At 63.8% G+C, this 25,993-nt stretch carries 30 protein-coding genes and 1 tRNA gene; 14 read left to right on the top strand and 17 right to left on the bottom strand.

Features of this window, described 5'->3' with window-relative positions; all coding sequences use genetic code 11:
- Positions 1–60: 60 nt before the first annotated feature.
- On the bottom strand, positions 61–255 hold the full coding sequence (locus tag ACODRZ_RS21905) for a hypothetical protein (protein ID WP_087573793.1): 195 nt from the start codon (positions 253–255) through the stop codon (positions 61–63).
- A 369-nt stretch (positions 256–624) separates the two neighbouring features.
- Here ACODRZ_RS21905 and ACODRZ_RS21900 point away from each other — a divergent pair, with 369 nt between their 5' ends.
- The 7 genes from ACODRZ_RS21900 (at position 625) to ACODRZ_RS21870 (ending at position 7,365) form a co-directional block, all read left to right on the top strand.
- Positions 625–1,323, top strand: a complete 699-nt coding sequence (locus tag ACODRZ_RS21900; RefSeq protein ID WP_087573792.1) for an energy transducer TonB — start codon at positions 625–627, stop codon at positions 1,321–1,323.
- Positions 1,320–1,832: an RNA polymerase sigma factor gene (locus ACODRZ_RS21895; protein WP_087573791.1), complete on the top strand. Its 513-nt coding sequence runs from the start codon at positions 1,320–1,322 to the stop codon at positions 1,830–1,832. The genes ACODRZ_RS21900 and ACODRZ_RS21895 overlap by 4 nt, the downstream gene beginning before the upstream one ends.
- Complete coding sequence (locus tag ACODRZ_RS21890) at positions 1,829–2,764, top strand: FecR family protein (protein ID WP_176392280.1); 936 nt, start codon at positions 1,829–1,831, stop codon at positions 2,762–2,764. Before ACODRZ_RS21895 ends, ACODRZ_RS21890 begins: the two co-directional genes overlap by 4 nt.
- A gap of 98 nt (positions 2,765–2,862) precedes the next feature.
- Positions 2,863–5,355: a TonB-dependent siderophore receptor gene (locus ACODRZ_RS21885; RefSeq protein WP_293778692.1), complete on the top strand. Its 2,493-nt coding sequence runs from the start codon at positions 2,863–2,865 to the stop codon at positions 5,353–5,355.
- On the top strand, positions 5,343–5,630 hold the full coding sequence (locus ACODRZ_RS21880) for a hypothetical protein (protein WP_176392279.1): 288 nt from the start codon (positions 5,343–5,345) through the stop codon (positions 5,628–5,630). The genes ACODRZ_RS21885 and ACODRZ_RS21880 overlap by 13 nt, the downstream gene beginning before the upstream one ends.
- Entirely contained in the window at positions 5,627–7,096 is a 1,470-nt protein-coding gene (locus ACODRZ_RS21875; RefSeq protein WP_176392278.1) for a PepSY-associated TM helix domain-containing protein, read from the top strand. Before ACODRZ_RS21880 ends, ACODRZ_RS21875 begins: the two co-directional genes overlap by 4 nt.
- Positions 7,097–7,104: 8 nt before the next feature.
- Entirely contained in the window at positions 7,105–7,365 is a 261-nt protein-coding gene (locus tag ACODRZ_RS21870; RefSeq protein WP_366484234.1) for a DUF3325 family protein, read from the top strand.
- A 119-nt stretch (positions 7,366–7,484) separates the two neighbouring features.
- Here ACODRZ_RS21870 and ACODRZ_RS21865 read toward each other — a convergent pair whose 3' ends face one another.
- The 10 genes from ACODRZ_RS21865 to ACODRZ_RS21820 all read right to left on the bottom strand — a co-directional run bounded on the left by ACODRZ_RS21865 (position 7,485) and on the right by ACODRZ_RS21820 (position 13,983).
- Positions 7,485–8,288, bottom strand: coding sequence for a DUF7007 domain-containing protein (locus tag ACODRZ_RS21865; protein WP_087573786.1), 804 nt, complete (start codon positions 8,286–8,288; stop codon positions 7,485–7,487).
- On the bottom strand, positions 8,285–8,575 hold the full coding sequence (locus tag ACODRZ_RS21860; protein WP_087573785.1) for a hypothetical protein: 291 nt from the start codon (positions 8,573–8,575) through the stop codon (positions 8,285–8,287). Before ACODRZ_RS21860 ends, ACODRZ_RS21865 begins: the two co-directional genes overlap by 4 nt.
- A complete protein-coding gene (locus tag ACODRZ_RS21855) occupies positions 8,572–9,045 on the bottom strand; it encodes a hypothetical protein (protein WP_087573784.1) in 474 nt (157 codons plus the stop codon). The genes ACODRZ_RS21860 and ACODRZ_RS21855 overlap by 4 nt, the downstream gene beginning before the upstream one ends.
- Positions 9,046–9,120: 75 nt before the next feature.
- The gene (locus ACODRZ_RS21850; RefSeq protein WP_087573783.1) at positions 9,121–9,867 is read right to left on the bottom strand and encodes a hypothetical protein; all 747 of its coding nucleotides are present in this window, start codon (positions 9,865–9,867) and stop codon (positions 9,121–9,123) included.
- A 77-nt stretch (positions 9,868–9,944) separates the two neighbouring features.
- Complete coding sequence (locus ACODRZ_RS21845; protein WP_087573782.1) at positions 9,945–10,214, bottom strand: DUF5983 family protein; 270 nt, start codon at positions 10,212–10,214, stop codon at positions 9,945–9,947.
- Positions 10,211–10,624: a DUF6915 family protein gene (locus tag ACODRZ_RS21840; protein ID WP_087573781.1), complete on the bottom strand. Its 414-nt coding sequence runs from the start codon at positions 10,622–10,624 to the stop codon at positions 10,211–10,213. Before ACODRZ_RS21840 ends, ACODRZ_RS21845 begins: the two co-directional genes overlap by 4 nt.
- 10 nt (positions 10,625–10,634) lie before the next feature.
- The gene (locus ACODRZ_RS21835) at positions 10,635–11,102 is read right to left on the bottom strand and encodes a DUF6878 family protein (protein ID WP_087573780.1); all 468 of its coding nucleotides are present in this window, start codon (positions 11,100–11,102) and stop codon (positions 10,635–10,637) included.
- A gap of 84 nt (positions 11,103–11,186) precedes the next feature.
- A complete protein-coding gene (locus tag ACODRZ_RS21830; RefSeq protein ID WP_087573779.1) occupies positions 11,187–11,381 on the bottom strand; it encodes a hypothetical protein in 195 nt (64 codons plus the stop codon).
- A gap of 65 nt (positions 11,382–11,446) precedes the next feature.
- The gene (locus ACODRZ_RS21825; RefSeq protein ID WP_087573778.1) at positions 11,447–13,630 is read right to left on the bottom strand and encodes a ParB/RepB/Spo0J family partition protein; all 2,184 of its coding nucleotides are present in this window, start codon (positions 13,628–13,630) and stop codon (positions 11,447–11,449) included.
- 137 nt (positions 13,631–13,767) lie between these two features.
- Positions 13,768–13,983 (bottom strand): hypothetical protein, encoded by a 216-nt coding sequence (locus ACODRZ_RS21820; protein ID WP_087573777.1) that lies wholly within the window; start codon positions 13,981–13,983, stop codon positions 13,768–13,770.
- Positions 13,984–14,184: 201 nt separating this feature from the next.
- Here ACODRZ_RS21820 and ACODRZ_RS21815 point away from each other — a divergent pair, with 201 nt between their 5' ends.
- Both ACODRZ_RS21815 and ACODRZ_RS21810 read left to right on the top strand, forming a co-directional pair.
- The gene (locus ACODRZ_RS21815) at positions 14,185–14,682 is read left to right on the top strand and encodes a GNAT family N-acetyltransferase (protein ID WP_087573775.1); all 498 of its coding nucleotides are present in this window, start codon (positions 14,185–14,187) and stop codon (positions 14,680–14,682) included.
- The gene (locus ACODRZ_RS21810) at positions 14,660–14,977 is read left to right on the top strand and encodes a DUF6771 family protein (protein ID WP_254911425.1); all 318 of its coding nucleotides are present in this window, start codon (positions 14,660–14,662) and stop codon (positions 14,975–14,977) included. The genes ACODRZ_RS21815 and ACODRZ_RS21810 overlap by 23 nt, the downstream gene beginning before the upstream one ends.
- Here the strand turns inward: ACODRZ_RS21810 and ACODRZ_RS21805 are convergent.
- Genes ACODRZ_RS21805 through ACODRZ_RS21785 form a run of 5 tightly spaced genes read right to left on the bottom strand, consistent with a single transcriptional unit; the run spans position 14,961 to position 18,220 of the window.
- Positions 14,961–15,170, bottom strand: a complete 210-nt coding sequence (locus ACODRZ_RS21805) for a hypothetical protein (protein WP_087573774.1) — start codon at positions 15,168–15,170, stop codon at positions 14,961–14,963. The genes ACODRZ_RS21810 and ACODRZ_RS21805 overlap by 17 nt on opposite strands.
- Positions 15,171–15,226: 56 nt before the next feature.
- Positions 15,227–15,610 carry a hypothetical protein gene (locus ACODRZ_RS21800; protein WP_087573773.1) on the bottom strand — a complete coding sequence of 128 codons (384 nt, stop codon included), beginning with the start codon at positions 15,608–15,610 and terminating at the stop codon, positions 15,227–15,229.
- The gene (locus ACODRZ_RS21795) at positions 15,607–16,839 is read right to left on the bottom strand and encodes a hypothetical protein (protein WP_087573772.1); all 1,233 of its coding nucleotides are present in this window, start codon (positions 16,837–16,839) and stop codon (positions 15,607–15,609) included. Before ACODRZ_RS21795 ends, ACODRZ_RS21800 begins: the two co-directional genes overlap by 4 nt.
- Entirely contained in the window at positions 16,839–17,240 is a 402-nt protein-coding gene (locus ACODRZ_RS21790) for a DUF2958 domain-containing protein (RefSeq protein WP_087573771.1), read from the bottom strand. Before ACODRZ_RS21790 ends, ACODRZ_RS21795 begins: the two co-directional genes overlap by 1 nt.
- Positions 17,237–18,220, bottom strand: coding sequence for an ArdC family protein (locus ACODRZ_RS21785; RefSeq protein WP_293778710.1), 984 nt, complete (start codon positions 18,218–18,220; stop codon positions 17,237–17,239). Before ACODRZ_RS21785 ends, ACODRZ_RS21790 begins: the two co-directional genes overlap by 4 nt.
- 230 nt (positions 18,221–18,450) lie before the next feature.
- Between ACODRZ_RS21785 and ACODRZ_RS21780 the strand changes: the two genes are divergently transcribed.
- From ACODRZ_RS21780 to ACODRZ_RS21760, 5 genes are read left to right on the top strand one after another with little or no spacing between them, the layout of a single operon-like run.
- On the top strand, positions 18,451–19,128 hold the full coding sequence (locus tag ACODRZ_RS21780; protein WP_006954983.1) for a type IV toxin-antitoxin system AbiEi family antitoxin domain-containing protein: 678 nt from the start codon (positions 18,451–18,453) through the stop codon (positions 19,126–19,128).
- The gene (locus ACODRZ_RS21775; protein ID WP_006954982.1) at positions 19,121–19,993 is read left to right on the top strand and encodes a nucleotidyl transferase AbiEii/AbiGii toxin family protein; all 873 of its coding nucleotides are present in this window, start codon (positions 19,121–19,123) and stop codon (positions 19,991–19,993) included. Before ACODRZ_RS21780 ends, ACODRZ_RS21775 begins: the two co-directional genes overlap by 8 nt.
- Entirely contained in the window at positions 19,986–20,939 is a 954-nt protein-coding gene (locus ACODRZ_RS21770) for a hypothetical protein (RefSeq protein ID WP_006954980.1), read from the top strand. Before ACODRZ_RS21775 ends, ACODRZ_RS21770 begins: the two co-directional genes overlap by 8 nt.
- Positions 20,939–24,580, top strand: coding sequence for a DEAD/DEAH box helicase (locus tag ACODRZ_RS21765; protein WP_006954977.1), 3,642 nt, complete (start codon positions 20,939–20,941; stop codon positions 24,578–24,580). The genes ACODRZ_RS21770 and ACODRZ_RS21765 overlap by 1 nt, the downstream gene beginning before the upstream one ends.
- 18 nt (positions 24,581–24,598) lie before the next feature.
- Positions 24,599–25,396, top strand: coding sequence for a TIGR02391 family protein (locus ACODRZ_RS21760; RefSeq protein ID WP_087575911.1), 798 nt, complete (start codon positions 24,599–24,601; stop codon positions 25,394–25,396).
- Between the two features lie 347 nt (positions 25,397–25,743).
- Here the strand turns inward: ACODRZ_RS21760 and ACODRZ_RS21755 are convergent.
- Positions 25,744–25,820, bottom strand: a tRNA-Met gene (locus tag ACODRZ_RS21755).
- Positions 25,821–25,993: the final 173 nt, after the last annotated feature.

Genomic DNA, 25,993 nt, shown 5'->3' with positions numbered 1-25,993 from the left:
CCGCCGGACGCTCTCTCTAAGCCCGGCCGGGTTCCCCCTTCCCGGCCAAGCCTCTCCCTCTCACCCGGGCTCGATATCGAGGTCTTCCTCGACGCCCAGCGCCTTGAGCCGCGCATGATCGTCACTGCGCACGATCTCATAGTCGTCTGACCTGTGCGTGAAATGACCGGCCCAAACTTCGCCGAGTGTCGCCCAGACGCCATCAGGCCAGACGGCAATGTCGTCGCGGTGATAGGCTTGCGTGTCCTGGGTCATGGTCGTCTCCGTTCTCGTGCGGGACAATCCCCGCAGATGCCGGAAACAAGGGCCGGACGAGACCGTCACCGAGCGTCAGAGAGGGGAACCCCTCGCGGGTTGACGGACATGAGGCCGTACCTCTTGCCGGACGTCGGTCAGGCGGGATGGAGCCGTGCAGAGGCAGATGACCATGCCCGAAGATCGTGAACATGGCGGTCGCTTCTTCGCCTGAACCCGCCATGGGAAGCGGTGGAATGGCAGATCGCGCCCCCGGCGTCGCTTGAGCAGCTTTGGAGTAAAGGCTGCAAGGCGTTGAGCCAGGGATGAGTCGTGGAACCGCGACGCTATTGCGATTCGCTCGCAAAAATTGTAAAGTCCGCATCGTGCATGAAGGACGGAACCGTGGATCGACAGGGCGGGACTACCAGGCCCTTCGTCGAAGGGCGGAAATTTGACACATCCCGGTTTGGGGTGATTTTTCTGACGCTCGCACTCCACGGGGTGCTGCTCGCCGCCATTTCCGCAGCCTTCCACGTCGTTTTTCCGGGCGAAGTTCAACCGTCGCGGCAGCCGCTTGTGTTCGATCTTCAAAGCCATGGTTCGGCCCCTCGTCCTCAACCGGACGAAGGGATAAAGGGGACGATCGGCCGCACAGTCGCTCCGCGACCCTTGCCGCGATCCATGCCGGCCCCGTTGCCCGTTGCAAATACGGTCGGATTGCAGGCCCTGGCCGATCCACCGCTCGAGCCTACGGCCAATACGGATTCCGTCGATGTGGACGCTTATCGTCGCTCGCTGCACGACCGGATCGTCGCAGCCCGTGTCTATCCGGAAGCGTCCCGGCAGGCGCGTGAAGAAGGCAGTGCCCAGATCGCCTTCGTCCTGCACCGTGACGGGACCGTGTCCGACCTGGAAGTGGTGCAAAGCTCAGGCCATCGCTCACTCGATGCGGCAGCGCGCGATGCCGTGAGCCGGGCCGAACCCTTCCCCGTCATTCCTGCCGCACTTCCCGATCTCGTCGATATCCGCGTGCCGGTGGTCTTCGTTCTCGAACGCACGTCCGTCAGACAGGTCGCGAGCCGGTGAGCCAGAGCAGCCGACATTGGGGCCGACACGCCGGCCTTCATCATATTGGCTTGCGCCAATGGGTGCGTTCCAGGCTCGGCGGGCGGGCGGACGCGGACGATATCGCACAGGAATCCTGGCTGCGTGCGGGACCGGCCCTGGCGCGCGGAGGGATCGACAACGCGGAAGCCTATCTGAAGCGTGTAGCGTCGAACCTGATCGTCGATGATGCTCGCCTCACCAGCAAGCGCACGGAAATCATCTGCGATGCTCCCGAAAGGTTCGAGATCGCCAGCTCTGAGCCAAACGCTGAAGCGTTGCTCATCGAGCGGGAGCGGATGCGTTTGCTCTCGGAAGCGATCGACGACCTGCCGCCACGTTGCCGCGACGTGTTCCTGTTGCGCAAGCAGGAAGGTCTCTCCAGCATCGAGATCGGCAAACGGCTCGGCATCGGCCGCAACATGGTCGACAAGCATCTGCGATCCGCCATGATGCTCATCGCCGCCCGGATCGGGGAGGCGGAAGCGTGACCGGGACGCCCCTTCCAAAAGCGATCGCCCAAGCCGCGAGCGACTGGATCCTCCGCCGCGAGGAGGGCCTCAGCGCGGTCGACGAACATGCTCTGGATGCGTGGCGCGCCGCTGACCCTCGCCATGAGGACGCGCTCCGCCGCATGGAGGCGCTCTGGTATGATCTCGACCGTTGCGTCGAAACCCGACCGGTGGCCGCAGCCGTCACGCATCCGCGCCGCTTCGTGAGATGGTCCCAGGTGCCATGGGCCATCGCGGCCAGCCTGCTCCTGCTATGGCTCGGTCCGGGCGGTCACTGGTTCGCCCGCCTTGGCGCCGATTATGTTACCGAACCCGGCACCGTGCGAACCGTCGCGTTGGCGGACGGCTCTCAGGTCGTCCTCGACAGCGACACGGCTATCGCTGTGCATTTTACGTCAAGGAAGCGGGCGGTCAGGTTGATCGGCGGCCGCGCGCTTTTCGCTGTGGCGGCAGACAGGGACCACCCCTTCGTAGTGGAAGCTGCGAACGGCAGCGCGACAGCGTTGGGCACACGCTTCATTGTGGCGACCGATGGGACCACAGCCTCTGCGGTCGTCACCGAACATAGGATCGAGGTTCGGTCGGGAAATACCAGCAAACGCCTGGGGCTGGGCGACGCGGTCGACTGGCAGGATGGCGAGGTCGGCCGCGTCCGGGCAGTCGATATCGATGGTAGCCAGGCCTGGACGCGGGGAAAACTCGTCGCAGCTGGCATGCCACTCACCGATGTCCTGCGCGAAGTGGGACGTTATCGGCGCGGTTATGTCCTGGCCCTCGGCGAGGCCAAGACGATCCGGGTCAGCGGGGTCTTCGACCTTACCCGGCCTGACGATGCGATCGAGGCTGTCCGCAAAAGCCTGGGACTTCGCGAGACCCGGCTTACGGATCGGCTCATTCTGCTGCGGCGCTGATTTTTTGAGCGCGACACATACCCAAATCGGAGACCGTCCCGTCTTTGCTATTGAGTGTCGGTCGCATGTCGCGGCCGGCCGCAATATTCGGGGGAATGATGATCCGTCCAGCGTCCGCGCTCGCCTTGCTGCTGTCCACGTCGCTTGCTGCCACACCAGCCCTTGCCCAAACGACACAGACCACATCTGTCTCTGCCTATGCCATCCCGGCTGGCCCGCTCACCGCTGCGCTCAATCGCCTCGCGGAAGCGAGCGGACTGCAGATCTCCTATGAAGCGGGGTTGACCGAACGGCTAGCCACATCCGGTGTGGAGGGACGAATGAGCGCCGAGCAGGCGCTGTCCCAGCTGCTCAAGGGCACGGGGCTTTCCTGGCGCTGGCTGGACGGCCGGACAATTACCGTGGTCCGCGCATCCCGTGCCGCACTGGCGCTCGAGCCGGTTCTCGTCAGCGCGACGCCCGCTGCCGACGATAGCCGCAGCACCGCTTCCGAAAGCGCGGAGGGACGCTCCGCCCGCAGCAGGCAAGACATCATTGTGACGGCCGTTCTGCCCGACACCGCTGCGATCAGTGGGACCAAGCTTGCCATCCCGCTCATCGAGACGCCCCAGTCGATCTCGGTCATCGATCTCGACGAGATGCGGATGCGCAATGTCCTGTCGGTCGGCGACGCGGTCGCTTATAGCGCCGGCGTCTTCGCCAATGGCAAGGGCAACACCTATGGCGGCGATGCCGTCGCGGTGCGCGGCTTCGGCAATGACGGCACGACAGGCGCCGCCATCAACACCTATATCGACGGCCTCCGTCTTGGCGGCACCGGCTATGTGACGGCCGGGCTCGATCCATGGCTCTATGAGCGCGTGGAGGTGGTCAAAGGACCGGCATCGGTCCTGTTTGGCCAGTCGGTGCCGGGCGGACTCATCAACATGATCAGTCGCCGGCCACAGGCGGAGTTCGGCGGGGAACTGCTGCTCCGCTACGGCAGCTTCGATCGCAAGCAGGTCGGTCTCGACGTGACCGGCCCGGTCACGCAGGACGGCAGCCTGCTCGCCCGCTTTTCGGGGACGGCTTTCGAGACCCATGACATCTATTCCTATTCCGACAGGAAGCGCGTCATGGTGGCGCCTGCGCTCACCTGGCGGCCGGACGAGCGCACCAGTCTCACGCTGCTCAGCCATTACCAGCATGACGATTTCGCCGGATCGACGCTGAACTGGCTGCCGACGATCGGCACCATCATCGCCAACCCTTATGGGCAGGTGTCGCGGACGCTCTTCACGGGCGACCCCAATTACCAGCGCTGGGACCGCACGACGGCGTCGATCGGCTATCAGTTCGAACATCGTTTCAGCGACGCTGTCAGCTTCAACCAGGCGCTACGCTTCACGCACAACCGGCTCGACAATCAAAACACATACATCTCGCGCCTGACCGCCGATTTGCGCACCGCCAACCGGCAGGCCTTCGGACTTCTCGAGCATTCGAACGATCTCACCGTCGACACCCGCCTCTCGGCCCGGTTCATGACGGGCGGTCTCCAGCATCAGCTTCTCGGCGGTGTCGACTGGCAGCTGCTGAAGAGCGACACCTTGCGCGAGTTCGCGGTCGCACCGACGCTCGACATCTTCGCGCCAGTCTATGGCCAGACGATTCCTCCCCGCGTACAGTTCCGCGACCAGGCCTATCGCAACGAGCAGACCGGTCTCTATCTCCAGGACCAGATCGCCCTCGATCGCTGGCGCCTGCTGATCGGGCTTCGCCAGGACTGGGCATCGGGCCGCACGCGCGACAATCCCAGCGGTCTCAGCCAGACGCAAAAGGCTGACGCGCTCACCAAGCGCGCAGGCCTCCTGTATCTCTTCGACAATGGGCTGGCCCCTTATGTGAGCTATGCGGAATCCTTCACGCCGCAGGATGGGACGGACTGGCAAGGCAACGCTTTCGCGCCCGAACATGGTCGACAGGTCGAGGCCGGGATCAAATATCAGCCCAAGGGTGGTCGCAGCTTCGTAACCGCATCCATTTTCGACCTGCGCCGCCGCAATGTTCTCACCACCGATCCTGATCATCCGGACTTTTCCCGCCAGACCGGAGAGATTCGCATGCGCGGTTTCGAGGTTGAAGCCAATGTCGCTCTTGCCAAGACTTTCAGCCTGATCGGCAGCTACACGCTGCTCGATCCGCGCGTGACCAGCAGCAACGACAGCGTGAGCGGCATCAATCCGGTGACGCGGCAGATCGAGGACCGCGCCCAGCAGGGGCTGCGCCCGATCGCCGTGCCGCGCCATACGGCCGCTCTCTGGCTGAACTATGATGCGCCGGCCGGGGTCGGCGCCGGAGCGGGCCTGCGCTATGTCAGCGCGAGCTGGGGCGATGACGCGAACCTTTCCCGCGTACCGGCTTACGTCCTCGTCGACGCTTCGCTCCGGTTCGAACTCGGGCACTGGATCACCTCGCTCAAGGGCCTGCAATTCTCGGTCAAGGCCAACAATCTGCTCGACAAGACCTATGTCGCGTCCTGCAGCGGGATCGACCGCTGTTATTACGGCCAGGCGCGCAACGTCACCGCCGATCTCTCATGGCGATGGTAGATCGGCGCGGGCCATCGCGGGGTGCAGTGCTCGGCCGGACGATCGCAGCGCTCGGCGGCGGCTATCTGCTGGCAAGCCTGTGGGCGTCGCTCCTCGCCATCGCCCTGCCGGGCCCTGCCGTGGAAGCAAGCCTTGCTGCCTCGCTGTCGGCCTATATTCTGTTCGTCCTCGTCGCGCTCTGGGCCTTTGTCCCCAGGCGCGGCTGGACAGTCTGGGCAAGCGTCGCCGGCGCAGCCACGGCCCTGTTTGCGCTGGGCAGCATGGTCGGCCGATGAAGGACAGTTTCCGGCAAAGCATGGCCTTCCTCCATGGCTGGGCAGGCCTTATTCCAGGCTGGCTGCTCTATGCGGTCTTCCTCACCGGCTCGCTGACCTACTATCGGCAGGAGATCACACAGTGGATGCGGCCGGAGCTGACGGGCGTGACCGCCGATCCCAGCGCAGTACCCCATGCGCTCGCATGGCTTGGCGAACATGGGCAGGGGGCGACCCTGTGGCGCATCGACCTGCCGACACCGCGCACTCCCGTCACCGAAGTCCTGTGGAAAGGCGATGGCGGCTTCGCCTCGCAGCTGCTCGACCCGCGAACGGGCGGTCCACTCCGGGTGCGCGAGACCATGGGCGGCGACTTCCTGTTCTATTTCCATTTCGATCTCAATGCGCCGGGCAGCGGCGGCCGCTGGCTGGTCTGTTTCGCGGCGATCATCATGCTGGTGGCGCTCATCAGCGGGATCGTAACCCATCGCCGCATCTTCGCCGACTTCTTCACCTTCCGTCCCCGCAAAGGACAGCGCAGCTGGCTCGATGCTCATAATGTCGCGGGAGTCGCCGCGCTGCCCTATCATCTCCTGATCAGTTTCACGGGGCTAGTCGCGCTCATGACGATGTTCATGCCCTGGGGCATCGACAAGGCCTTTTCAGGCAATGTCAGCGCGTTCCGTAGCGCACTTGCGGAGCAGACGCCGATCACCTTCCCAGCGGGCCCCAGGGCGCCGCTTCGGATTGATGCGATGCTTACGGACGCGCGCAGCCATTGGCACGGCTCAGCGCCGGGGCGCATCCTTGTCGAGCATCCTGGGACAGCTGACGCCCTCACGACGATCGAACGGGCCGACCGCGATAGCATTTCCTATGATCTTGCCTGGCGGCGCTACCGGGCAGACGGCGCGCTCATCGACGCGCATGACAACAGCGGGCCGGCCGTCGCCGCCTATCAATGGCTCTACGGCTTTCACCTGGCGCGTTTCTCGAGCGAGGCGATGCGGTTTCTCTTTTTCGCATCGGGTCTGCTCGCGACCGCCATGATCGCCACCGGCCTCATACTCTGGGTCAAAAAGCGCGCGGCGCGCGAGGATAGTGCAGAGAATCTTGCCGCGCGGATCAATGTCGCGGTAATCGCAGGCCTGCCCATCGGCGTCGCATCGCTGCTGACCGCCAATCGGTTGATCCCTTCCGACTTTGCAGGGCGCGCCAGTCTTGAGGGGGCAGCGTTCTTCCTGGCCTGGTTGATCATGCTGGTCCATGCGCTCTGCGTTCGACCAGCCCGCGCATGGCGGCAACAAGGGGTCGTGCTCGGCATTCTGTGTCTTGCCACGCCTTTCATACCGATCGAACCGACCGGTATTGGTCTTCTTGCCTGGATAGCGCGAGGCAATGCAGCACCATTAATGGTCGATGGGGCGCTGCTGGCGGCTGGCCTGCTGAGCCTTTCGGTGTCCCTCTTTCGGCCCCAACGCGCGTGAACGGCGTGATGCAGATCGGCGTGGCGTTTGCGTTGCTACTTCTGTGCCTGTCGATGAAGCGGCACCAGCGCGACGTCATCGGACGGACGCTGCAACCATCACTGTCGCGCTCGTGCAGGCGGACGGGAATATTATTGCTTCTTCTGTCAGCAGTGCATGCCTGCATCGGCGGCGCCATGGCGATCTTCGCACTCTTGGGGAGCGCCAGCCTGACGATCGTCGCAATCGCTCTGCTCCTGCCTGTCTGCGGAGTTCTAAGAAAGCGATAGTTCCGACCAACAGCTGTTCGCTTAGTGCTGACGAAACAAAGTCGAAAGCCGCGACATAAGGCTGGCTCTGACCGGCAGGCATAGAAAAAGCCCGTCCCGATAACCGGGACGGGCTCCGCTCAGGCGGGAAGCATGGCGTGTCGGGCGGGATCGATCACGAAACCGTGTCGTCCGGCGCTATATTCGGCGCAGGGCACGAGCCAGGCGCGGGTTTGCAACGCATCGCGCCGACCACCATTCGCGGCGATGGTCTCGACGAAACCCGGATGCTGTTTGGACGTGACGGCGGAGATCACCACCCAGTCCGCCGCGTGTTCGCGCTCGAACCGCTGCCGGCCACGGGTGAACGAATCCTCGGCGCTCAGCACTCGGCCATGGACGGCCTCCCAGGCATCGGGTTCCCAGTCGCGAAGCGTCCGGTCGGCAGATCGTTTCTCCCGGTCGGTGAAGAGGTCGGGGAAGCCGACCGCCACCCGCGCCCAGTCTCCGTCTTCCTCATACCACCCGCCCTTGATCCGCAAGGCCGGATGCAGCGCGGCGTTGCGGGCGCGATCGAGCTTGAACCCGCCATGCGAAGCGGTGGAATGGCAGACCACGCCTTCGGCATAGATGGTCGCGCCCTGCGACAGGCCCCAGGGCGTCGAGACACGCAGCCGCACCTCCTTGCGTCCCAGGGCTTCGCGCTGGGTGAGATGGCGCGCGACATCCTCAACATGCGCGCGAAAGCCCGCGGCATCAGGCACGATGCCCTCGCTGCCATAGACATCGGCTTCGCGCCATTCCCCGATCGGACGCCGCAGCCGCCATCCCGACGCGAGACGCAGACCCGATGCGCCCGGCAGCGCGATATAGGCAAGGTCGCCGACCCGGGCCGCGAGGTGCCCGTCGGCGCTGGTGCCATAGTCCGGAAGGACCGCGCTCATGCTACCCTCCTGTCGCCATAAGCCAGCCTTGGCGCATGGTCGGGACCGTAACTGCGCGTTCGCGCGAAGCTCGGATCATCGGCCTCGTCGACCAGATACTCGGTGACCTCCTCGGCATAGTCGGCGTCGATCACGGCCGGATGGACCGGAATCAGTCCCACGGCGTTCCGGTCACCGAACACCACAGCGTCAGCGGCGCGCATGGCCGCGCGATGATCGCACGCATCGACCGCCACTTTGATCCGGATGGTCGCATAGACATGCACGAAATGACGCAGCCTGCTCATGCCGCCCTCCCGAGCCGAACGGGCGGCACGACGCTGTCGGGGGTCATGACCTCCTCCATGACCGCGCCATGATAGCGATGCTCCGCGGCCCAGGCCTCGGCCGCAGCAAAGTCGGGCGCGAGATGGTGCAGTTCCTCGCGGCCATCGCGGCGCGACAGGATACGGACCATGCCGGCCTTGGGCTGGTCGGCGATCTCGAACCGAAGCTGGCTGGTGACGGTGTAGATCCGGCGGACCACCATGGTGATGATGCCTTGGCTGCCATAATTGCCGAGATGGAGCGCGAAGGTCGCGGGCGACACAAAGCGGCCGGAATGACCGGCAGACCGCTCGACCAGACGCCCCATGCCATTCTCATCGTTCCAGGCGCGCAATTTGCGTGTGAACCTCTGGGGCGGACGCGGCTCGCCATTGGAGAAAGTGATCAGGCTGCCGAGCGGCGCGCTGTCATAGATATGCTGTGCGGACATTTTTATGCTCCTTGAAACGCGAAAGCCCGGCGCATGGCCGGGCTTTCGAGGGGGTGGTTGGGGAAGGGAAAAGGATCAGGCGGACGCGGCGCGCGCGAGCCGGATGGCGGCCATGGCGGCGCTGAATTCCAGACCGCGAAGCTGCTCGTCGAGGTCGAGCGTCGGGATCAGCGCGGCGCAGGCCTGGCGGATCTGCTCGTCGCTGACCGTGACACCGGCGGCATCGGTGCCCTCATAGGCCTGCTGGATATCCGCCACCATGGAGCGGATCTCGGCTTCGTCGAGCGTCAGCACGGGATGCTTGCCGTGCCCGGGCGCACAGCCAGGATCGCCATAGTCGGCGCGGTCAAGCAATTGCGCCTCCATCTCGTGGGTGGAACTCCAGAAGACATGGCCCGCCGTCACGACGGTGACACTGCCACCAAAACCATCGGGCTGCATCCTGGTGCAGGTCCAGGCGGAAGTGATGACGACATGATCGAGGGCATCGCAACGCCGCACGATCGGTTGGAAGATATGCGTCTCGTCCAGATCGGACAGGTCGAGTTCCAGTTCGACGTCATCGGGACCGGCCTGGGCCAGTCGATCCCGCACAAAGGCGGTGATTTCTCCCTCAACGATGGTTTCGGCGGCAAGCAGTGTCTTTGCCTCCGCAATGTCGAGCGAGACACTGCTCGACGCACCTTCGCTGGCGAAGAAATACAGCGCGTCGCCATCAGCCTCATGCTCGAACATGGCGGTGAGCAGGGCCAGTTCGAGCGGCGTAATCGCTCCGGCGGGAATGCTCGGGCGCACGACGGTCGGCGAATGGTAATCAGTCATGATCGGTCTCCAGATATGCAAAAGCCCGGCGCGACGGCCGGGCTCGGTGGTTAAACAAGGTGAAGGGGGGCGCCCGGCTACCCCCAGTCGAAGACGGGAAGTTCGTCGATCTCGTCTGCATCGCGGTCGAAGTTGATATATTCCGCGCCGAGCGAGCGGGCGTGCGCCATGATCGCGGCAAGATCGTCCGGTACATCCTCGCCGGGTTCTTCGCTGGCCCAGACGGACCAGCCATAGGGCGTCGACGACGCGATCACGTCCGTCCTGTCGACATAGCTGCGCGCATCAGGCGAGAGGTGCGCCGTCGAGCAATCGAGGAAGAGCCGCAAAGGATAGATGGCGGTCATGGTCCTTCTCCCGCTATGGGCGTCACCGCAGCGGGTTGCCGCTCCGGATCTCCGGTGGCGAACGGATCGACATCGCGATGGATCGGCTGCGCCCGGCCCATCCAGGGTTCGGGACGGATGCAGCGCACCCAGTCCGCAAAGCTGGGAATGAACCCGAGATCTTCTCGAACGTGCTGTTCGCCTATCTGCCGGACCGGAACAACCCGGCCTGTCGACACGGTGACGGTCGCTCCGAAGGCCCTCTCCAGTTCGAATATACCCTGAGCGTGGTGCCGGAGCGCACGATGACGGAAATCCGCTATGATCTCCTTGGAGGGTTGATCGAACCACTGGTGCAGGGCCAGATAGTCTTCCGGCACGCCGCCCCATTTGCGAACCGAAGAGAGCGCGTGATGATAGCAAGGTCCCATCGCTTCCTCCTCACCAGCTATAGGCATGATGTTCGGACGACATGAACCGCTCATTGTAGTCGAGCGTGATCGTGCCGGCGGCGACGTCGAAGGTGAATTCGCCATAAGCCCCGTCCGAATTTTCCCAGCCATCATGCTTCTCCTTGAGAAGGTCAAAGGCCATGGTCTCGAGCGCCAGTTCGGCACTGTGCTGCCGTTCGACAGGCTGGGTTTGTCCATAGGGAAGATCGAGGCTCAACACCTTGCCGTCGGGCAGCGCGACCTGCGCGTCACCCTGATAGGCGGTGATATCCTCGATCTGGCTGCTATCGCCTTCACCGTCGAAGAGCACGGTGACGCGCGTGATGCGGGCTGAGGCGAGGAAGGCGAAGAGCCGGGCCTTGTTGTCTGGGACGAGCGCGGCGGCGGCGGCTTCCCAGAGGGCGTATTTCGACATGAGCGCATCCATGTCGATGGTGGGCTGAGTGGTGTCCGTCATGACGGATCTCCTGAACGGCGAAAGCCCGGCGCTGTGACCGGGCTTTCTGGAAAAAACGGGACGGTGAAAATCGGGGACGGTGCGTCATTCGCGCAAAGCCCCGTTGGCGATGTCAGCGATCCATTCGGCCGCTTCGTCGAAATCGGTGTCATCATCCTCGACGAGCCGGGCGAGCGCCACGGCCCCCTCACGGCCCAACTGACCGAGACGGTGCAAGGCGGCGTGCAGGATGGGCGCCAGACGGTCGGCGCTGGCGGTCTCAAGATTGGCAGCAGACATGGGTCGATCCTTCAGGAACGAATGAAAGAAAAGACGGGGCAGCGAATGCCACCCCGCCCGGACGCTCAGGCCGCTTCCGGCAGCGCCTCGCCATCGTCATTGTCGGCAGCGGTGCCAGCCCCGTCCAGCTCCTCGTCGAGGAAGGCCGGAAGCGCTTCGGCTTCCTCAACCGCAGTCGGTTCATCGACCGCGAGCCCATCGACCAACGCCGGCGTGCGCATCGGCTCGGGCAGCCAGTCGCCATCCTCGAGCAGCCGTTCGGCCTCGCGGGCCATGTCGGCCTTCTTGAGATGGTCGATCATCTCCGCGAACTTCGCGCCCTTGGCCTCGGCCACATCGGCGATGATCCGCTGCTTGGTGACGCTACCGAGATAGCCCGCCACCGTCGGCCGCCAGCCCGCGCCGACCAGGTCCAGTCCGACCGCACGGGCAAGGACATGACTATGCTCGACCCGGCGCTCGATGCTGCTCTTCGAGATGCGGCCATTGTCGTACTTGGGGACCACCTCCTGCTGGGCATTGAGCACCCGCGAGGCGCAATGCGCGAACAGCGCCGCCTGCTCATTGCCGTCGAAGGCGAGCAGCACGTCCCACAGATCCTTGTCGGAATCCGGAAGCCGGTCGGCCCAGCGCTTGTGCCGCTCGGCGATCGCCCGCGCCGGCGCGCTGTCGCGCAGCCCCGTCGTCGAGAAACCGAACGACGCTTCATTGAGCGAGATCTGCAGGCAGGACTCGCGGGTCGAAGAGTAGAAGCAGTCGAGCACGAAGGCGTGCAGCACCGCCGCGAAGGCCGTCGAGGGCGACTGTGCGAACGCATCCTGCAGCGCCAGCGTCCGCCAGGCGGTGAGTTCGGCGACGAGCCGGTCGGGCAGCGGCTTGACCACCTCACCATCCTCATCGCCGTCGTCATTCGACGCCGCGCCGCCCACACCACCAATAGCGACCACGTTGGAGACGGCGGGGCCAGCCACGCCTTCCTCCTCATCGTCACCATCAGCACCGGCACGATAGTCGGCATCGCCATCGATACCGGCATCCGTCTCGCCATCGGCCTCGACCACCGGCTCATCCTCGGGACGGACATAGCCGCGCTCGACCGAAAGCGTGCCGTCGACCTCGATCGACAGGAACGCGCCGGCGATCGCCATGTCCTGCGCCTCGAAGGTCATCGGCCGTTCGATCAGAGCGCCGATCGCGGCATCGATGGCCTCGATACGCGCCTGGACCTCGTCGGGAACCTCGGGCGCATCGGCCCATTCGGCTTCCAGCTCCTCGATCTCGGTCTGGAGCGTGGCGAGCCGTTCTTCCTCCTCACCGGTCATGGCAAGTTCGACCCCGTCGATCTCGCGCAGGCCGTTAGTCACGCCCCAGGGCATGTCGACGGCGGTCGCGACCCATTTCCAGCCCTCGGCGGCAATGGTCTCGCCTTCGGCCTGAAGCTTCTCGCCGACCAGACGATCGAGCAGCGCGGGATCGGTCAGCCAGCCGCCATCATCGGGTTCGAACAGGTCGCGCATCACACAGCCGCCCGCCGCGACATAGGCCTCGACACCGATGAAGCGCACCCGCTTGTCGCCCGCGCGCACCGAATTCTCGGTGAGCTTCTGGCGGATATAAGCGCCCGACTTGTTATAGCTGTGCGCCAGCATCTCCCAGACCTGTTCCTGGCGCGCATGATCATCGGAGACCGCGAAGGCCATGAGCTGCTCGAGCGTCATGCCGTCCTCGGCATAGATGTCATGCAGCGTTGGCGAGACCCTGGCGAGGCGCAGGCGCTGATTGACGACCGCCGGGGTCACCAGGAAATGCGCGGCGATCGCTTCCACGCCCTCGCCCTTGTCGACCATCGCCTGCATGGCACGGAACTGGTCGAGGGGATGGAGCTGCTCGCGGAAGGTATTTTCCGCAAAGCTGTCTTCCTCGGCCGATACGGCATCATTGGCCGCCTTGACGACGCACGGGATGGGCGCGTCCTTGGCGAGCCGCTTCTGCTTGACGAGGAGTTCGAGCGCACGGAACCGCCGGCCACCGGCCGGCACCTCGAACTGGCCGGTCTCCTGGCCCGCCGCGTCCAGGATGGGCCGCACATTAAGGCTCTGAAGCAGGGTGCGCCGCACGATGTCGGCGGCCAGTTCGCCGATCGACACGCCGGCCTTCACGCGCCGGACATTGGATTGGGACAGGACCAGACGGTCGAACGGGATGTCGCGCGAGCCGCTGAGGATGATCTTTTGAGGCGCTTTGGCCATGGGTTTTCTCCATGACGGGCCGCCGGAAGACTCTCTCCCGGCTCCCAGCCCGTCACGAAGCCCCGGCTTCCCTCTTCCTCTTCCGGGCCTGCCACCGGCAGGCCCGTGTCGCTCACCCCCGACACCACCCGGCGCCCTCACAGCATACCGGCCAGAACCAGAACTGCCGCCCAGCACAGGAGCGCTCCCAGAAGGATGACCAGCAGCGACAAGCCTGGCGACAGGCGGGTTTCATGGACCCGCGCCTCATAATCTGCGGCGTCCATGTCGGGTGTTGCTTCCATCACAAGCCAGGCCGCGACAAAGGCGCGCAGGCGGGCAATGACAGGATGCGAAGAGGTGGTTTGGGTCATGGGGTTCTCCATGACGAGCGACCGCGAGACTCTCTCCCGGCTTCCTGCCCGTCACGAGACCCGCAGGGATCCTCTCGCTCTTGGGCGCCGCCGCAGGCAGGCCGCCCACGCCCCTATGCTCGGGCGCATGTCGAGCGCTGTTCACGGTCTGACGGGCATGTTGCTGTTGCCCGAGCGGGACGGACCCGCCAGACGAGCCTGATGATCATTCGCGCCGAAACACCCGCCGACATCTCGTCCATTCGCGCCCTGACCGAAGCCGCCTTCAAACATGCCGAACACAGCAGCCAGACCGAAGGCGCGATCGTCGACGCGCTCAGAGCTGCCGGCGCGCTCACCCTCTCGCTTGTCGCGGAGCAGGATGGCGAGATCGTGGGGCATATCGCCTTCTCGCCGGTGCTGATCGGCGGCAAGGATCTGGGCTGGTTCGGCCTGGGGCCGGTATCGGTCTGGCCCAACCGCCAGTGCGGTGGCATCGGCAGCGCCTTGATCCGGGAGGGATTGCAGCAACTTCGGCAACGGGGCGCGGCGGGATGCGTCCTGCTCGGCGACCCCGCATATTATCGTCGCTTCGGGTTCAGCAGCGATCATGCACTGCATTATGGCGATGTTCCGCCGGAATATTTCCAGTCGCTGATCCTGTCAGGCGAGCCTTGCGCGGGCGAGGTTTCCTACCATGAAGGCTTCGCCGCGCACTGACAGCGCCGTTGAAGTCAGCCTTGGCGAGCGCGCGTCAAGGCACGGCGGCGGGGGTATTCATCGCAAGTCGATTGCCAGAATGTTCGTTATTTGTTCTCATGTCCACATGGAACGAATCGAACGACAGGAACTGTCCGCCATCTTGCTGGCGGCGCCGGGCTGGGCACCCGTTGGGCTGACGATGCCCGATAAACATATGCGTGAACGGGCCGCCGATACGCTCGCGGCAACGATCATCGAGAAACTGGAAGGCGTGCCCGCGCCCGATATCAATCAGCTCAGGCTTCCGCTCTGAGCCTTTCGGTGCCCACAGGCGCGGCATCGAACACGCCCCGCCGGACCGCAAGACGATCGGAGAAGGTCACGACGTTGGTCCGTCCATCCGCGTCGACCTGGGTGAAGCGCAATATGTCACCCTTGAGGATTTCGATCGTCACCGGCGGCAGTTCGTCCAGCGGATCGTGAAAGGTCTGACGGTTTTTGGGCATCGGCGCGACTCCAGCGGAACGACGGTCCCTCCATAGCATGCGCCGGATCGGGATGCTCAGCGATGTTCCTCGGGCACATCCTCCTCATGGCCCTGCCAGACGATCCGATCGCCTTCATAGATGGTGACGAACCCGCGCCCGCGCACAATCGGCGCCGGCGGCTTCGCCGAGAAGTTCAGGCATCCGAAGGTGTCGACCGTCGCCGAAAAAGCCAGCGGCTTGCCCGCCTGCATCAGTACCCGGTCGCAGGTGCCAGACGGACGCTTAACCCGCCTTTTCGAGAGACCAAGCTGGAAGGCATCATAGGCGCGCACGTCCCAATCGGACGGCGGCGACCAGTGCCGGCAGTATTTGCAATAGCGCGGGGTCGGCGAGCCGTTGTCCTCCTCGTCGAGCGCCGGCCCGCCATTATGCCCGACACGGGCGCGCGGATCGCTCATGGCCCGCGCCCCTGTTCGAGCCAGGCGCGCAGGCGCTGGCGCATCACGCCGATCCCGGCGTTGATTTCGGTGATCTCGGCATCGGGGGTGATGCAGCGCATCTCGCGAAAGCCTTCGAGGAAGGCGCGCATGACCTTGAGGTAGAGGCCGCCACCGACCAGCGCGACGTCAGTGAAGGGCCGCGTGCCATGATAGCAGAGGCTGGCGATCTCGCAGCCGGGATGCGAGCCATAATTGTCGGGCTTGTTCGGGCTCGGCGGCCGTGGCCAGCGCATCGTCATGCCACCCGCGATCATACGGTCAGCGAGATCGGGCGACAGCCGCGCATCATAATCCTCGATCGGCCGGTCGCCCGCGCCGAAGCCGTAGCGCGCCGACAGGAAGCTGACGCGCGCGAGCTTGCGATCGGGATCGACACTACGCCAAGTCTGCCAGAGCGGCCCGTCATAGCGCTCCCAGGCCGGCATCCATCCCGGATCGTGCCGCTTGGTCGCCGAACAGGCGAGGATGAGGAGGCGATGCGAGAAACCGGTGGCGCGGGTATGCGGCAGATCGACCCGCACCACCCGAACCGGCTGCTGCCGCTCTGCTTCGGCAAGTCGGCCGATCAGCGCGATATCGGCATCGGTGCAGACGCCCCGGACCTGGAAGGTTGTAAGACCATCGGCGTCGACCGGCGGCACTGCGTCGATGAACAGGATGCCATGCCCGAGATGACCGCAATATTGGGGCGCCTCGACTGGAGGGAAGCCGGGTGCGGGCTCGATCCTGCGCTGGCCGACCCGCTTGAAGGCGTCGCCGAAACGGACAGGAGTCGCTATCATGCGCGCCTGCGGACGCGCATGATATTTCCACGGCGGCCGTCCCGGATCGACCTTGCCGATGCGGATCTGGTGCAACAGGTCCGAGAAGCTTGAGGGATCGCCCGGATAGGGACAATCCCGCCAGGCCCGTCGGATCGTCCGGCGCTGTGCTTCGGGAAAGGCGAACAGGCTCGCCCGTGCCGAGCGCCAGACGGCGGCGCGCGCGTCCCGCCGGTCCTGCTGCTGGCGGGGCCACCATTCGGCCCGGCGCGCCATCTCCTCCTCGACGCTATGTTGCCCTCTGGCGATCAGATCGGCGAAGAGTGGCAGCGCCTCGCGCTCGCGCCGCTGCTTATGGGCGAAGGCGGCGCGTTTGCGCGACGTCTCCTCATAGGCGGTGGGCCGGGGCCATTTGGCGAAGCGCATCACGCACCACCTTTCGCGGCCCGGGAAGCCCGATAGAGGATGCGTTCGCCTTCAATCAGCGAGCCGGCGCGGCGGGCGGCTTCGGCATAGACCGAAAGCGGAAACGCGCCTTCGAACAGGGTGTCGCGCTCGATGCCGAGACCAAAAGGCAGCTGGATCGCCTCCATCTCCTCCAGCGCAAAGCTACCCAGCTCCGGACAGCCGAAACCGAGGTCCGCGAGGCCGAAGAAAATGTCGTCCTCATCCAGCTCGGTCGCGAGCCAGGTGGCCGCTCCGACCGGATTGAAGAAACGGACCACCGGCACCGGATCGGGTGCCCGATCGCCGCGACGAAGCGCTTCGCACCGGGCAAGGTCGTTGGCGCGAAGCTGGTCGCGTAATTCTGGGGTGAGGAGGATCATGCCGCAGCCCTCCCTTCGAGCGCCATGGCGCAGTCGGGATCGGGGTCCGGATCGTCGTCATTGGCGGCGAGCGCGGATTCAGGCCGGAAGGCGAGCAGATAGTCGGCCGTCTTCGAGGCAGCACTGGCGGCGCGCAGGATGGCGCGATGATCGTCCTTGAGGATTTCAAGCCAGGAGCCTATATAATCGGCGTGTCGGACGGTGGGTGCGATTCCCAGCGCAGCGCAGCAGTAAGCTGCTGAAATCTCTGCAATAAGTTCTTCCCGCGCATAGCCGGGCGATCCGAAGATACCACTCTGATCGCGATTGAGACGCGAGGGGTGGCCGACCCAGTGCGACAGCTCATGCAGCGCCGTCCGGTGCCAGTTCACCGGCTCGAAATAATCGTCCGGCCGTGGCACCTGCACATAGTCATGGCGCGGGGAATAATAAGCCATTGCTCCGCCAATGCGGAAATCGGCACCGGTTGCTGCGATCAGCGCCTCGGCCTGCGGGAGGATCAGCCCTTCGGGGATCGGCGGCGGCGGTTCGCAGATATGGGCGGGAAGCCCGTCGCATTGCTCGACCGAAAAGACGGTGAAGCTCTTGAGGAAGGGGATGCCGCCCGAAGGTTCGCGTCCTTCATTCTCGGCGCGACGCCGCTCTTCGCCGGGGATGAAGCGGCGAGTATAAATGATGCCGACGCCATGCTCACCCTTACGCACCGAGCCGCCGAGCGCGATTGCCTGCCGGAAGGTCAGGAAAGCGTGTCCGGCAAAGCCGCGTTCGACGACGGCGTTCCACAGCGTCAGGATATTGAGGCCGCTGTAACGCCGGTTGCTGACGGCATTGTAGGGCATGCCGATCGCGGCGCGGGACGAACCCCAGGGCTGAACCCAGGGCACGCGCCCGGATTCGAGTTCGGCGATGATGCGGTTGGTGATCTGTTCGTAGAGGTTCACCCGTTCGGTCGTCGAGCGGGTGCGGCGTGAAGATGCCATGGCCTGTCTCCGCGGCGGGCCGGCGGCGAGCCTCTCTCGCCACCCTCAACCCGTCACGGCCAACCGGCTTTCCTCTCCCTCTATTGGGGCGTTACGGGGCGCGAGCCCCGTTCGAAGGGGTCCGGGGAGACTCGCAAAGCGTGGCTGCCCGGCAGGGGAAGGCTTTCCCCTTTAAGCCCACGACAAAGAAATTCTGGAAACTTTCATATTTTGGAAGTATCAAGAACTTCATGTCCTCCCTGGCACAGCAGATTAAGGCGGCAGGTCTCGCCGATCATATCCTGAGCGAACGCCAGTTGGGACGCTTGCTCGGCGGCGGCGATGCGCGGCGTTATGGTTTGGTCAATCGCGCGCTCAAGGATGGCTCGCTGCTCCGGGTCAAGCGCGGCACCTATCTGCTAGGATCACGCTATCGCAGCGAGATGGTCCATCCCTTCGCGATCGCGCAAAGTCTGCTGCCCGGGAGCTATGTCTCCTTCGAAAGCGCGCTCGCTTATCATGGCTGGATTCCCGAAGGTGTCTTCGTCACCGCCAGCGTCTCGCCGGGGCGCAAGACGCTGCATTATGAGACGCCGGACTTCGGCCCCTTCGATTTTCACCCGCTCGCCATCGCCGACTATCGCTTCCTGACCGGCGTTGATCGGACCCCCATCGGCAACCTCACGGCGTTCGTCGCGCAGCCCCTGCGCGCGCTGATGGATCTCGTCGCGCTGCGCAAGCAGCCATGGACCGGGATCGACTGGGTCATCGAGGGAATGCGGATCGAGGAAGACAGGCTTGCCGCGCTCCGTCGCAAGGACTTTGCCAAGCTCCAACCCGTGTACAAGCACAAGGCAGTCAACGCCTTCCTCGCCGCGCTGGAAAGCACCGTACTCCCGGCCAGAAAGCAATCACCAGCCCATGATTGACATCATCAAGGAAAAGCTGCGCCGATATGAAGCGGTCAATGCGCTCGAGGAGGAGAATGCCGTCAAGGAAATCCTCCAGGAGATCGCGCTCTATGCCCTGTGGCGCGGCGATTTCTTCGACGTCGCCTTGTTCCAGGGTGGCACCTCGCTGCGCATCCTGCATGGCCTGCCCCGCTTTTCGGAGGATCTGGATTTTCTGTTGCGCGTGCCTGACCCGGATTTCGACTGGTCGCCCTATCTCAAGATACTGGTCGAGGTCTTCGAGCAGTTCGGGCTCAAACTCGACGCGCTGCCCAAAGCGAAGATGGACAGCGCGATCCGGCAGGCCCTGCTCAAGAATGATTCGATCGCGAGCCAACTCGACCTGTCCTTCGCGGGAACCGGCAAACCCCGGACGATCCGGATCAAGCTGGAGATCGATGTTAACCCACCCACCGGCTCGTACGAGGATGCGACCTATCTCGACTTCCCGGCCGATCATGAAGTGCGCCACCAGGATCTGCCATCCAATTTCGCACTCAAGATCCATGCCCTGCTCTGCCGCGGCTTCCTCAAGGGCAGGGATTGGTATGATTTCTCCTGGTATGTCGCCAGGGGAACCGCGCCCAACCTCACCCTGCTCCGCACCGCGCTGATTCAGGCTGGCCCATGGGCAGGAGACGAGAGCATCGTCGTCGACATGCCCTGGCTCAAACAGGCGCTCGGCGACACAATCGCGAAGATCGACTGGAACGCGGCGGCCGAGGATGTACGCCGCTTCCTGCGCCCCGCCGAAACCAAATCGCTCGACCTATGGAGCGAGCGCTTCTTCCTCGCCAAGCTTGACCGGTTAACCCCTCTTTCGAGGGAGACGGACAATGCATGACTGCCCACCTCCCAAACAAGCGCTCGAAGCCTGGCTCAAAGCCTATGGTACGGTGCGCGGCGGCAATTACGGCCATCTCCTGCTCGAGCAGCAGCAGGAAATCGATGACGAGTTGATCACCGCGCTGCGCCCCTATTTCGAGTCGGCGCATCTCGATGCCCGGGAATATTTCCACCGCAAGATCGGCATCAGCCTGCATCCCGACGGTGCGGCGGCGCCTGTCATCGCCTATCCCAACTGCCTGCCGTCCAAGGCGCTCAGGGGCCTGTTCGGGGAAGTGATGGCCGGCCTCGTAACCGAGGCCTATCAGGAAGACTTTGTCGGTCAGCATGCCTGGCGCGTGCCGATCTTTCTGTTTCGCGAACATGATGATGTCGAGAAATATCTCTGGGCGCTGCGCTTCGATCCGGAACGTGTGCGGGAAATCTATGGCCGCCACGGCACAGATTTTGTCGGCATCGCCTTGAATGGCGGCGGTGAAGTCATCCGCGTCATTGCCGGCGAAGCCAAGTGGCGAAAGACGCTGACCGAATCGGCGGTGGCGGCGCTGCTGCACGGCAAGAAGGTGCGCAATCCGGACACGAACGAACTCGAGCATAATGGCAAGGGGATCTGGTTCGAGATGAACCGGGACACAGCCATCCCACATGGCCTGCGGCAATTGCAGTTCCTGCTCGAACAGCGTGACCGGGAAGGCCATGCGGCGACGATCGTATCGATTGACCGTGCTGTCATGCAACTCGGACCACAGCCCGAGCGAACCGACCTTGTCGTGATCTGCGGCAATGGCGCCGCCAAACGTGAGGCGAGTGAGACCGTCGTGGGCTGGGAGGAAAGGCCCGCCGATTACAAGGCCGGACGGGATCTGCAGGTTGTCGAGGTCATTCTGGAAGATGGCGACAGCCTGATCGATGACCTCTACGCCCTTCTCTGGAGTGAGGGCTGATGGCTGCGCTTGACGAAGAACGCCTGGTCCTGGCCGAACAGATCCGGCAGGCCCTCGCAATCGAGAACGCGCTCACCCGGCCCCAGGCGCGCGCCTATGTCCGCTGTCTGCAGACGACCTGGCAGGTTCCAACGATTGGCTGGGGCGACCGCGAATCGGCAAGTCAGTTGAACGACGCGCGCCGGCTTCTTCACGCCGCCCATATATTCAGCACAATCGAAGGCCGAGAATCCCCCCGAGCGGTCGATTGCTACCGGCGAACGGGAGAAATTCTCGAATGGCTCTCGCGGGCCGAGGATGGCGTGCGCGGCATCGTACCCATCGAACTTCTCGCCGCTGCGGCGTACCAACTAGGCGGTTTGCCCGCGATGGCGTCGGGGCTGCTGGATCAGATCGAGAGCGAGCATGAAGGTGTCCGCCTCTATTCCGCCTTCCTCCGCGCGGATTTCGACAGGGTCGTGCAGCGGAGCGCCGCCTTTTGGCGAGCCAATCCCGGACTGACGAGCGCAGACGCCGAGAACGCCATATTCGCCGCCATGCACGGTGAAGACGATACGCCCGGTTTCCTGTGGACCGTGACCGTCGAACTGGTGCGCTCGCTCGGCCTGATCGCCGACAGCCTTCGACGCGGGGACGATGAGCGTTTGGCGCCCGCGATGGCCAAGCTGCGAGCGTTGGACGACCTTGCCAACCAGCTGTTCAGCCATGATGCCGCGCTGGTGATCGGGCTGATGCGACAGGTTGCAGACCGCTATGTCGCCGCATCGATTTTCACCCCGCTGCGGCGCCTTGCTGCCTTGCGTCCGGAACGCACCGACCGGCTGCTACGCTATGCCCGTGACCAGTTCAGCCGCAATCGGGGCATCCTATGGACGTCCCAGCTTCATGGGATTGAACGGCTTCTTCGGGAATCGAGTTTCGCGCTTTGCACCCCCACGGGGTCAGGCAAGACGCTTGTCGCCAATCTGGCCCTCATCAAGGAATTGCTGCTCAGAGCGCCGGACGGGCTCGGGCCATTGGCGCTCTACATTGTCCCTTCAAGAGCGCTCGCTGGCGAGGTGGAAGCCAAGCTCAGTTCGGAGTTGCGTGGCGATGTCATCGTCACCGGTCTCTATGGCGGTGCGGACTGGGGGATTACCGATGCCTGGCTGACCAGTGAAGAGCCGGTGGTCCTGATCGCCACCGTCGAAAAGGCCGATGCCCTGCTGCGCTATCTGGGCAAGCTGCTGATCGCGCGGCTCTCCCTGCTGATCATTGATGAAGCGCATCAGGTCGTGCCCGAAGCCAGCGAGGCGACGGCCGTCAGCTTTTCCGACCACAGCAATCGATCGCTCCGCCTCGAGAACCTTGTGTCGCGAATCCTTGCCCAGCGCCCGGAAGTCACCCGGATTGCGCTGACGGCAGTAGCGGGCGGCGCATCCGGCCCGGTGGCGCGATGGATCGAGGGACATGCAGAAGCCAAGGCGGTCGGCGTCCGATACCGCAGCACGCGGCAGGTGATCGGTGTGCTGGAAACCGCGCCGGGATCATCCGGGCAGATCCTGCTCGACCTCATGAATGGTAAGCCGCTCTATCTGCGGGGCCAGGAGAACCCCGTCTATCTCCCGCTTCGTTTCGCGCCCATGCCCCTGCTGGCGGCGCAATGGCGTAACAGCCTCAATCGTTTCAACAGCCTGAGCGTCCTGTGGACGGCTCTACATCTGGCCCGTGAAGAGCAGCGCATCCTGATTTCGGTCGCGCAGGAGCCCGAGCAGACGATGCGCTGGTTCAGCGAGGCACTGGCCCTCGGCGCCTGGGAAGCGGTCGTCGAATTCGAGCGGCCGGAAGGATTTCTGGGCGACCGCTTCGATGAAGCCCGTGCCGCATGCCTCGATTATTGCGGGGCCGATTCTTTCGAACTGTTCCTGCTCGATCGTGGCATCGCCACTAGCCATGGCCAGATGCCGCAGCGGCTACGCCGCCTGATGGTCGAGATGATCGATCGGAAAATCTGTCCAATTACAGTGGCGACGGCCACGCTGACCGAAGGTGTCAATCTCCCGTTCGACCTTATCTTTCTGACTTCACTCAAGCGACGCTCCTGGGATCCGGTCGAGGAAGCCCCGATCGTCGCGCCATTCTCTACATCAGAGTTCCGCAACCTGGCTGGTCGAGCCGGGCGACCCGGCGCCGCACGCGGTATCGAGGGTATGACGCTGGTGGCGTTGCCGACACGGATTTCGACGACGTCGAATTCGACGAAGCCGAAGGCGCCCAGACCCGTTCAGGAACGCCAACTTCGCGAGTGGACGGCCGAGTATCAGGAACTGACCCGCAGATTGCTCGCCGAGGAACAGGAAGCCGATGCGGCCGAAAGCCCGCTGGCGCTGCTATTGACTCGAATCTGGCGCAAGGCGAACGAATTGCTGCGAATAGCGCCGGACGCTTTCATGGACTGGCTGGAGCGAACAGCTCCGGGAACCGTCAGCGGCGATGCGGGGACGGGAGCAAGCGATCCGACATCGCGCCTCGCCGATGCGATGGATGAACTCGACAGCGTGCTGCTGACCGCGCTTGCCGAGACGGAGCGCGATGAAGAGGGGGCGATGACGCCCGCCCGCGCCGAAGAACAGTTACGCGCGCTTTGGGCAAGGACATTCACGGCCGTCGCGGCCGAGCAGGAGGCGTGGCTGGAGGTCGCATTCATCCGTCGCGGCAGTGGGATCATCCAGCATATCTATCCCGACGCTGGCGAACGGCAGCGCCTCTACCAATATGGATTCACGCCTTGGGTGGGTCGGCGTTTTGAGGCGGTTGCGGCGCAGATCCTGGCCTCGATTGCCGGCGCGGTCGACTATGGTGCGCTCGACGCCGAAGGGCGGATCGACCTGTTCGAGCAAATTGGCAGCCTTCTCGAGGGCGATAAGGGATTCGGATTCCGCGTGCGCCCTACCCTCGGTGATCAGGCGCTGCTCGATCAATGGAATGACGTGCTGGGCTGGTGGATGAACGAGCCGGGCGCCAGAGCTCCGGACGCGGAAAGCCTGCGCGCGTGGCAACGCTTCGTGGCCGACAATCTCGAATTCCGGCTGGGCGTCGCGATTGGCGCTGTTGTCGCCAAAGCCTGGTCCGATGGCGCGCCTGACGCCGTGACCACGCCGACGCTGGCGGACTGGAAGCAAACGACCGGCTTGCCATGGTTCGGCTTCTGGGCGCGAGAACTGCTGCGTTGGGGCACCCATGATCCCTTCGTTGCCTTCTGCCTTTCGCAAGGACTGGCGCGGACCAGAGAAGCAGCCACGGCCCGGCGCCTGGAATTCGATGCATGGATCGAGGAAGATATCGATGAGCCGGACAGCGAAGATCGCATCGACCCTCAACTCTTCCAGCGCTGGCAGGCGAGCTTGCCGCGACGGGAAATGCCCGAAACAGCCCCGGAGTTATTCAACGCTGACCTCACCGGTACGAATGGCCATCGGCAACGATACGCGGTCATACCCGTGGAGGAAGGTGAAAGAATGCGCTGGCTTGATCCCGCCGGCTTTGAGCTTGCTGTTTCGAATGGAAGAAAGCCGGACGGCCGGGGACCTTTCCGGAGCGATTTCGAACTTCGCACAACAGGAAAACAGGCGGCCGTGATCCGCATCTTCCGACCGGTTTGAGAGAGGTCAGACACGCAGATGAAGCTGTTTTTGCAGGATCAACTCGAGGCAATTGCGGGGGCGCTCGGTGACACCGACAACGGCCTGCAGAACAGTGAAATCGGCTTTCTGCTTCAGTCTGCCAAAATGGTCGATCCTGGCCAGAGCACGAAACGGTTACGCATTTATAATGCGTTCGCGGAAAGTCAGAACAGCAAGCGCAATAGGACCCATGTGCTGGAGTTCATCCGGCTCGCGATGAGTCCGGCACGCTACAGCCGCGAACCCCATCGCTTTGAACCGATGCGCGCTGCGCTCAATCAGGCGCTGGCCTTCGCCGGTCTTGTCGTTGACGAAACAGGCGCACTGAAAAGCGTGGCGCAGGCGACAACTCTCCCTGAAGCACAACGCCGGGCGCGGGATTTGCGGACGGACCTGGAAGGTCGCGGTGTTCACCCGGACGTTCTTGCATTTTGCAGGGCCGAGTTATTGGCCGACAATTATTTTCATGCTGTGCAGGAAGCCGTGAAGAGCGTAGCCGATAAGATACGGCGCCTGACCGGCGTCACTGACGATGGCGGCAGTCTCGTCGATCAGGCGCTCGGCGGGGTATCCCCGATGCTGGCGATCAACTCCCGATCGACGATCAGCGAGAGAAGCGAACAGAGCGGCTTTGCCAATCTCGTCAGAGGCACGTTTGGCATGTTCAGGAATCCTACGGCGCATGAGGCGCGCATCCATTGGGAGATGACCAAGGATGATGCGGAGGATTTGCTGACGATCGTGTCGCTGATCCACCGCCGTCTCGACAAGTCGACGCGGACATCGCAACTCTAAGGGACAGGGAATGCCGACCAGAGGCGACCTATTGGGCTGACTGGTCAACGAATGGCGGGCGCTCCCTGTCTCCACTGCAATCCAGGGAGATGGTTGAACTGAGTGCATCCGTCTGCGGGGATGCCCAGCCGCCGATGTCTGTTCGCGGCCAGGCCACTTTCCCGAGTCGGAAGCGTCACAGAACCGCGTCGGAGTTTTTTTCGCACGCAGCGGCACGAGCGGGGCTCAAGCAAACTACGCCATTCTTTCCGCAAAAGTGATTCCGATATGATTCCGGAGGGCGAATTTGCTTCCGGATTCCGGGCACTAAAAAGCCCTCTAACTGCTTGAGTTAGAGGGCTTTTAGATGGTTGCGGGAGTAGGATTTGAACCTACGACCTTCAGGTTATGAGCCTGACGAGCTACCGGGCTGCTCCACCCCGCGTCACCATTGTGGGCTGGTTTATCAGCCCGGGAGTATTTTTGTCCATTCCGACGTTGTCGGCGTGGCCGGCGGGCTGCTCCACCCCGCGTTACTGTTTGCGCCGTGTTGAGACGCAAAAAGGGGGCTTTTTGGCCCCCTGTTTTGTTTGTCATTGTGATGGGTTTTTTATCTAG

The organism is Novosphingobium sp. FG90 (assembly GCF_057808725.1).
This window is presented reverse-complemented; position numbering and strand designations above follow the sequence as displayed.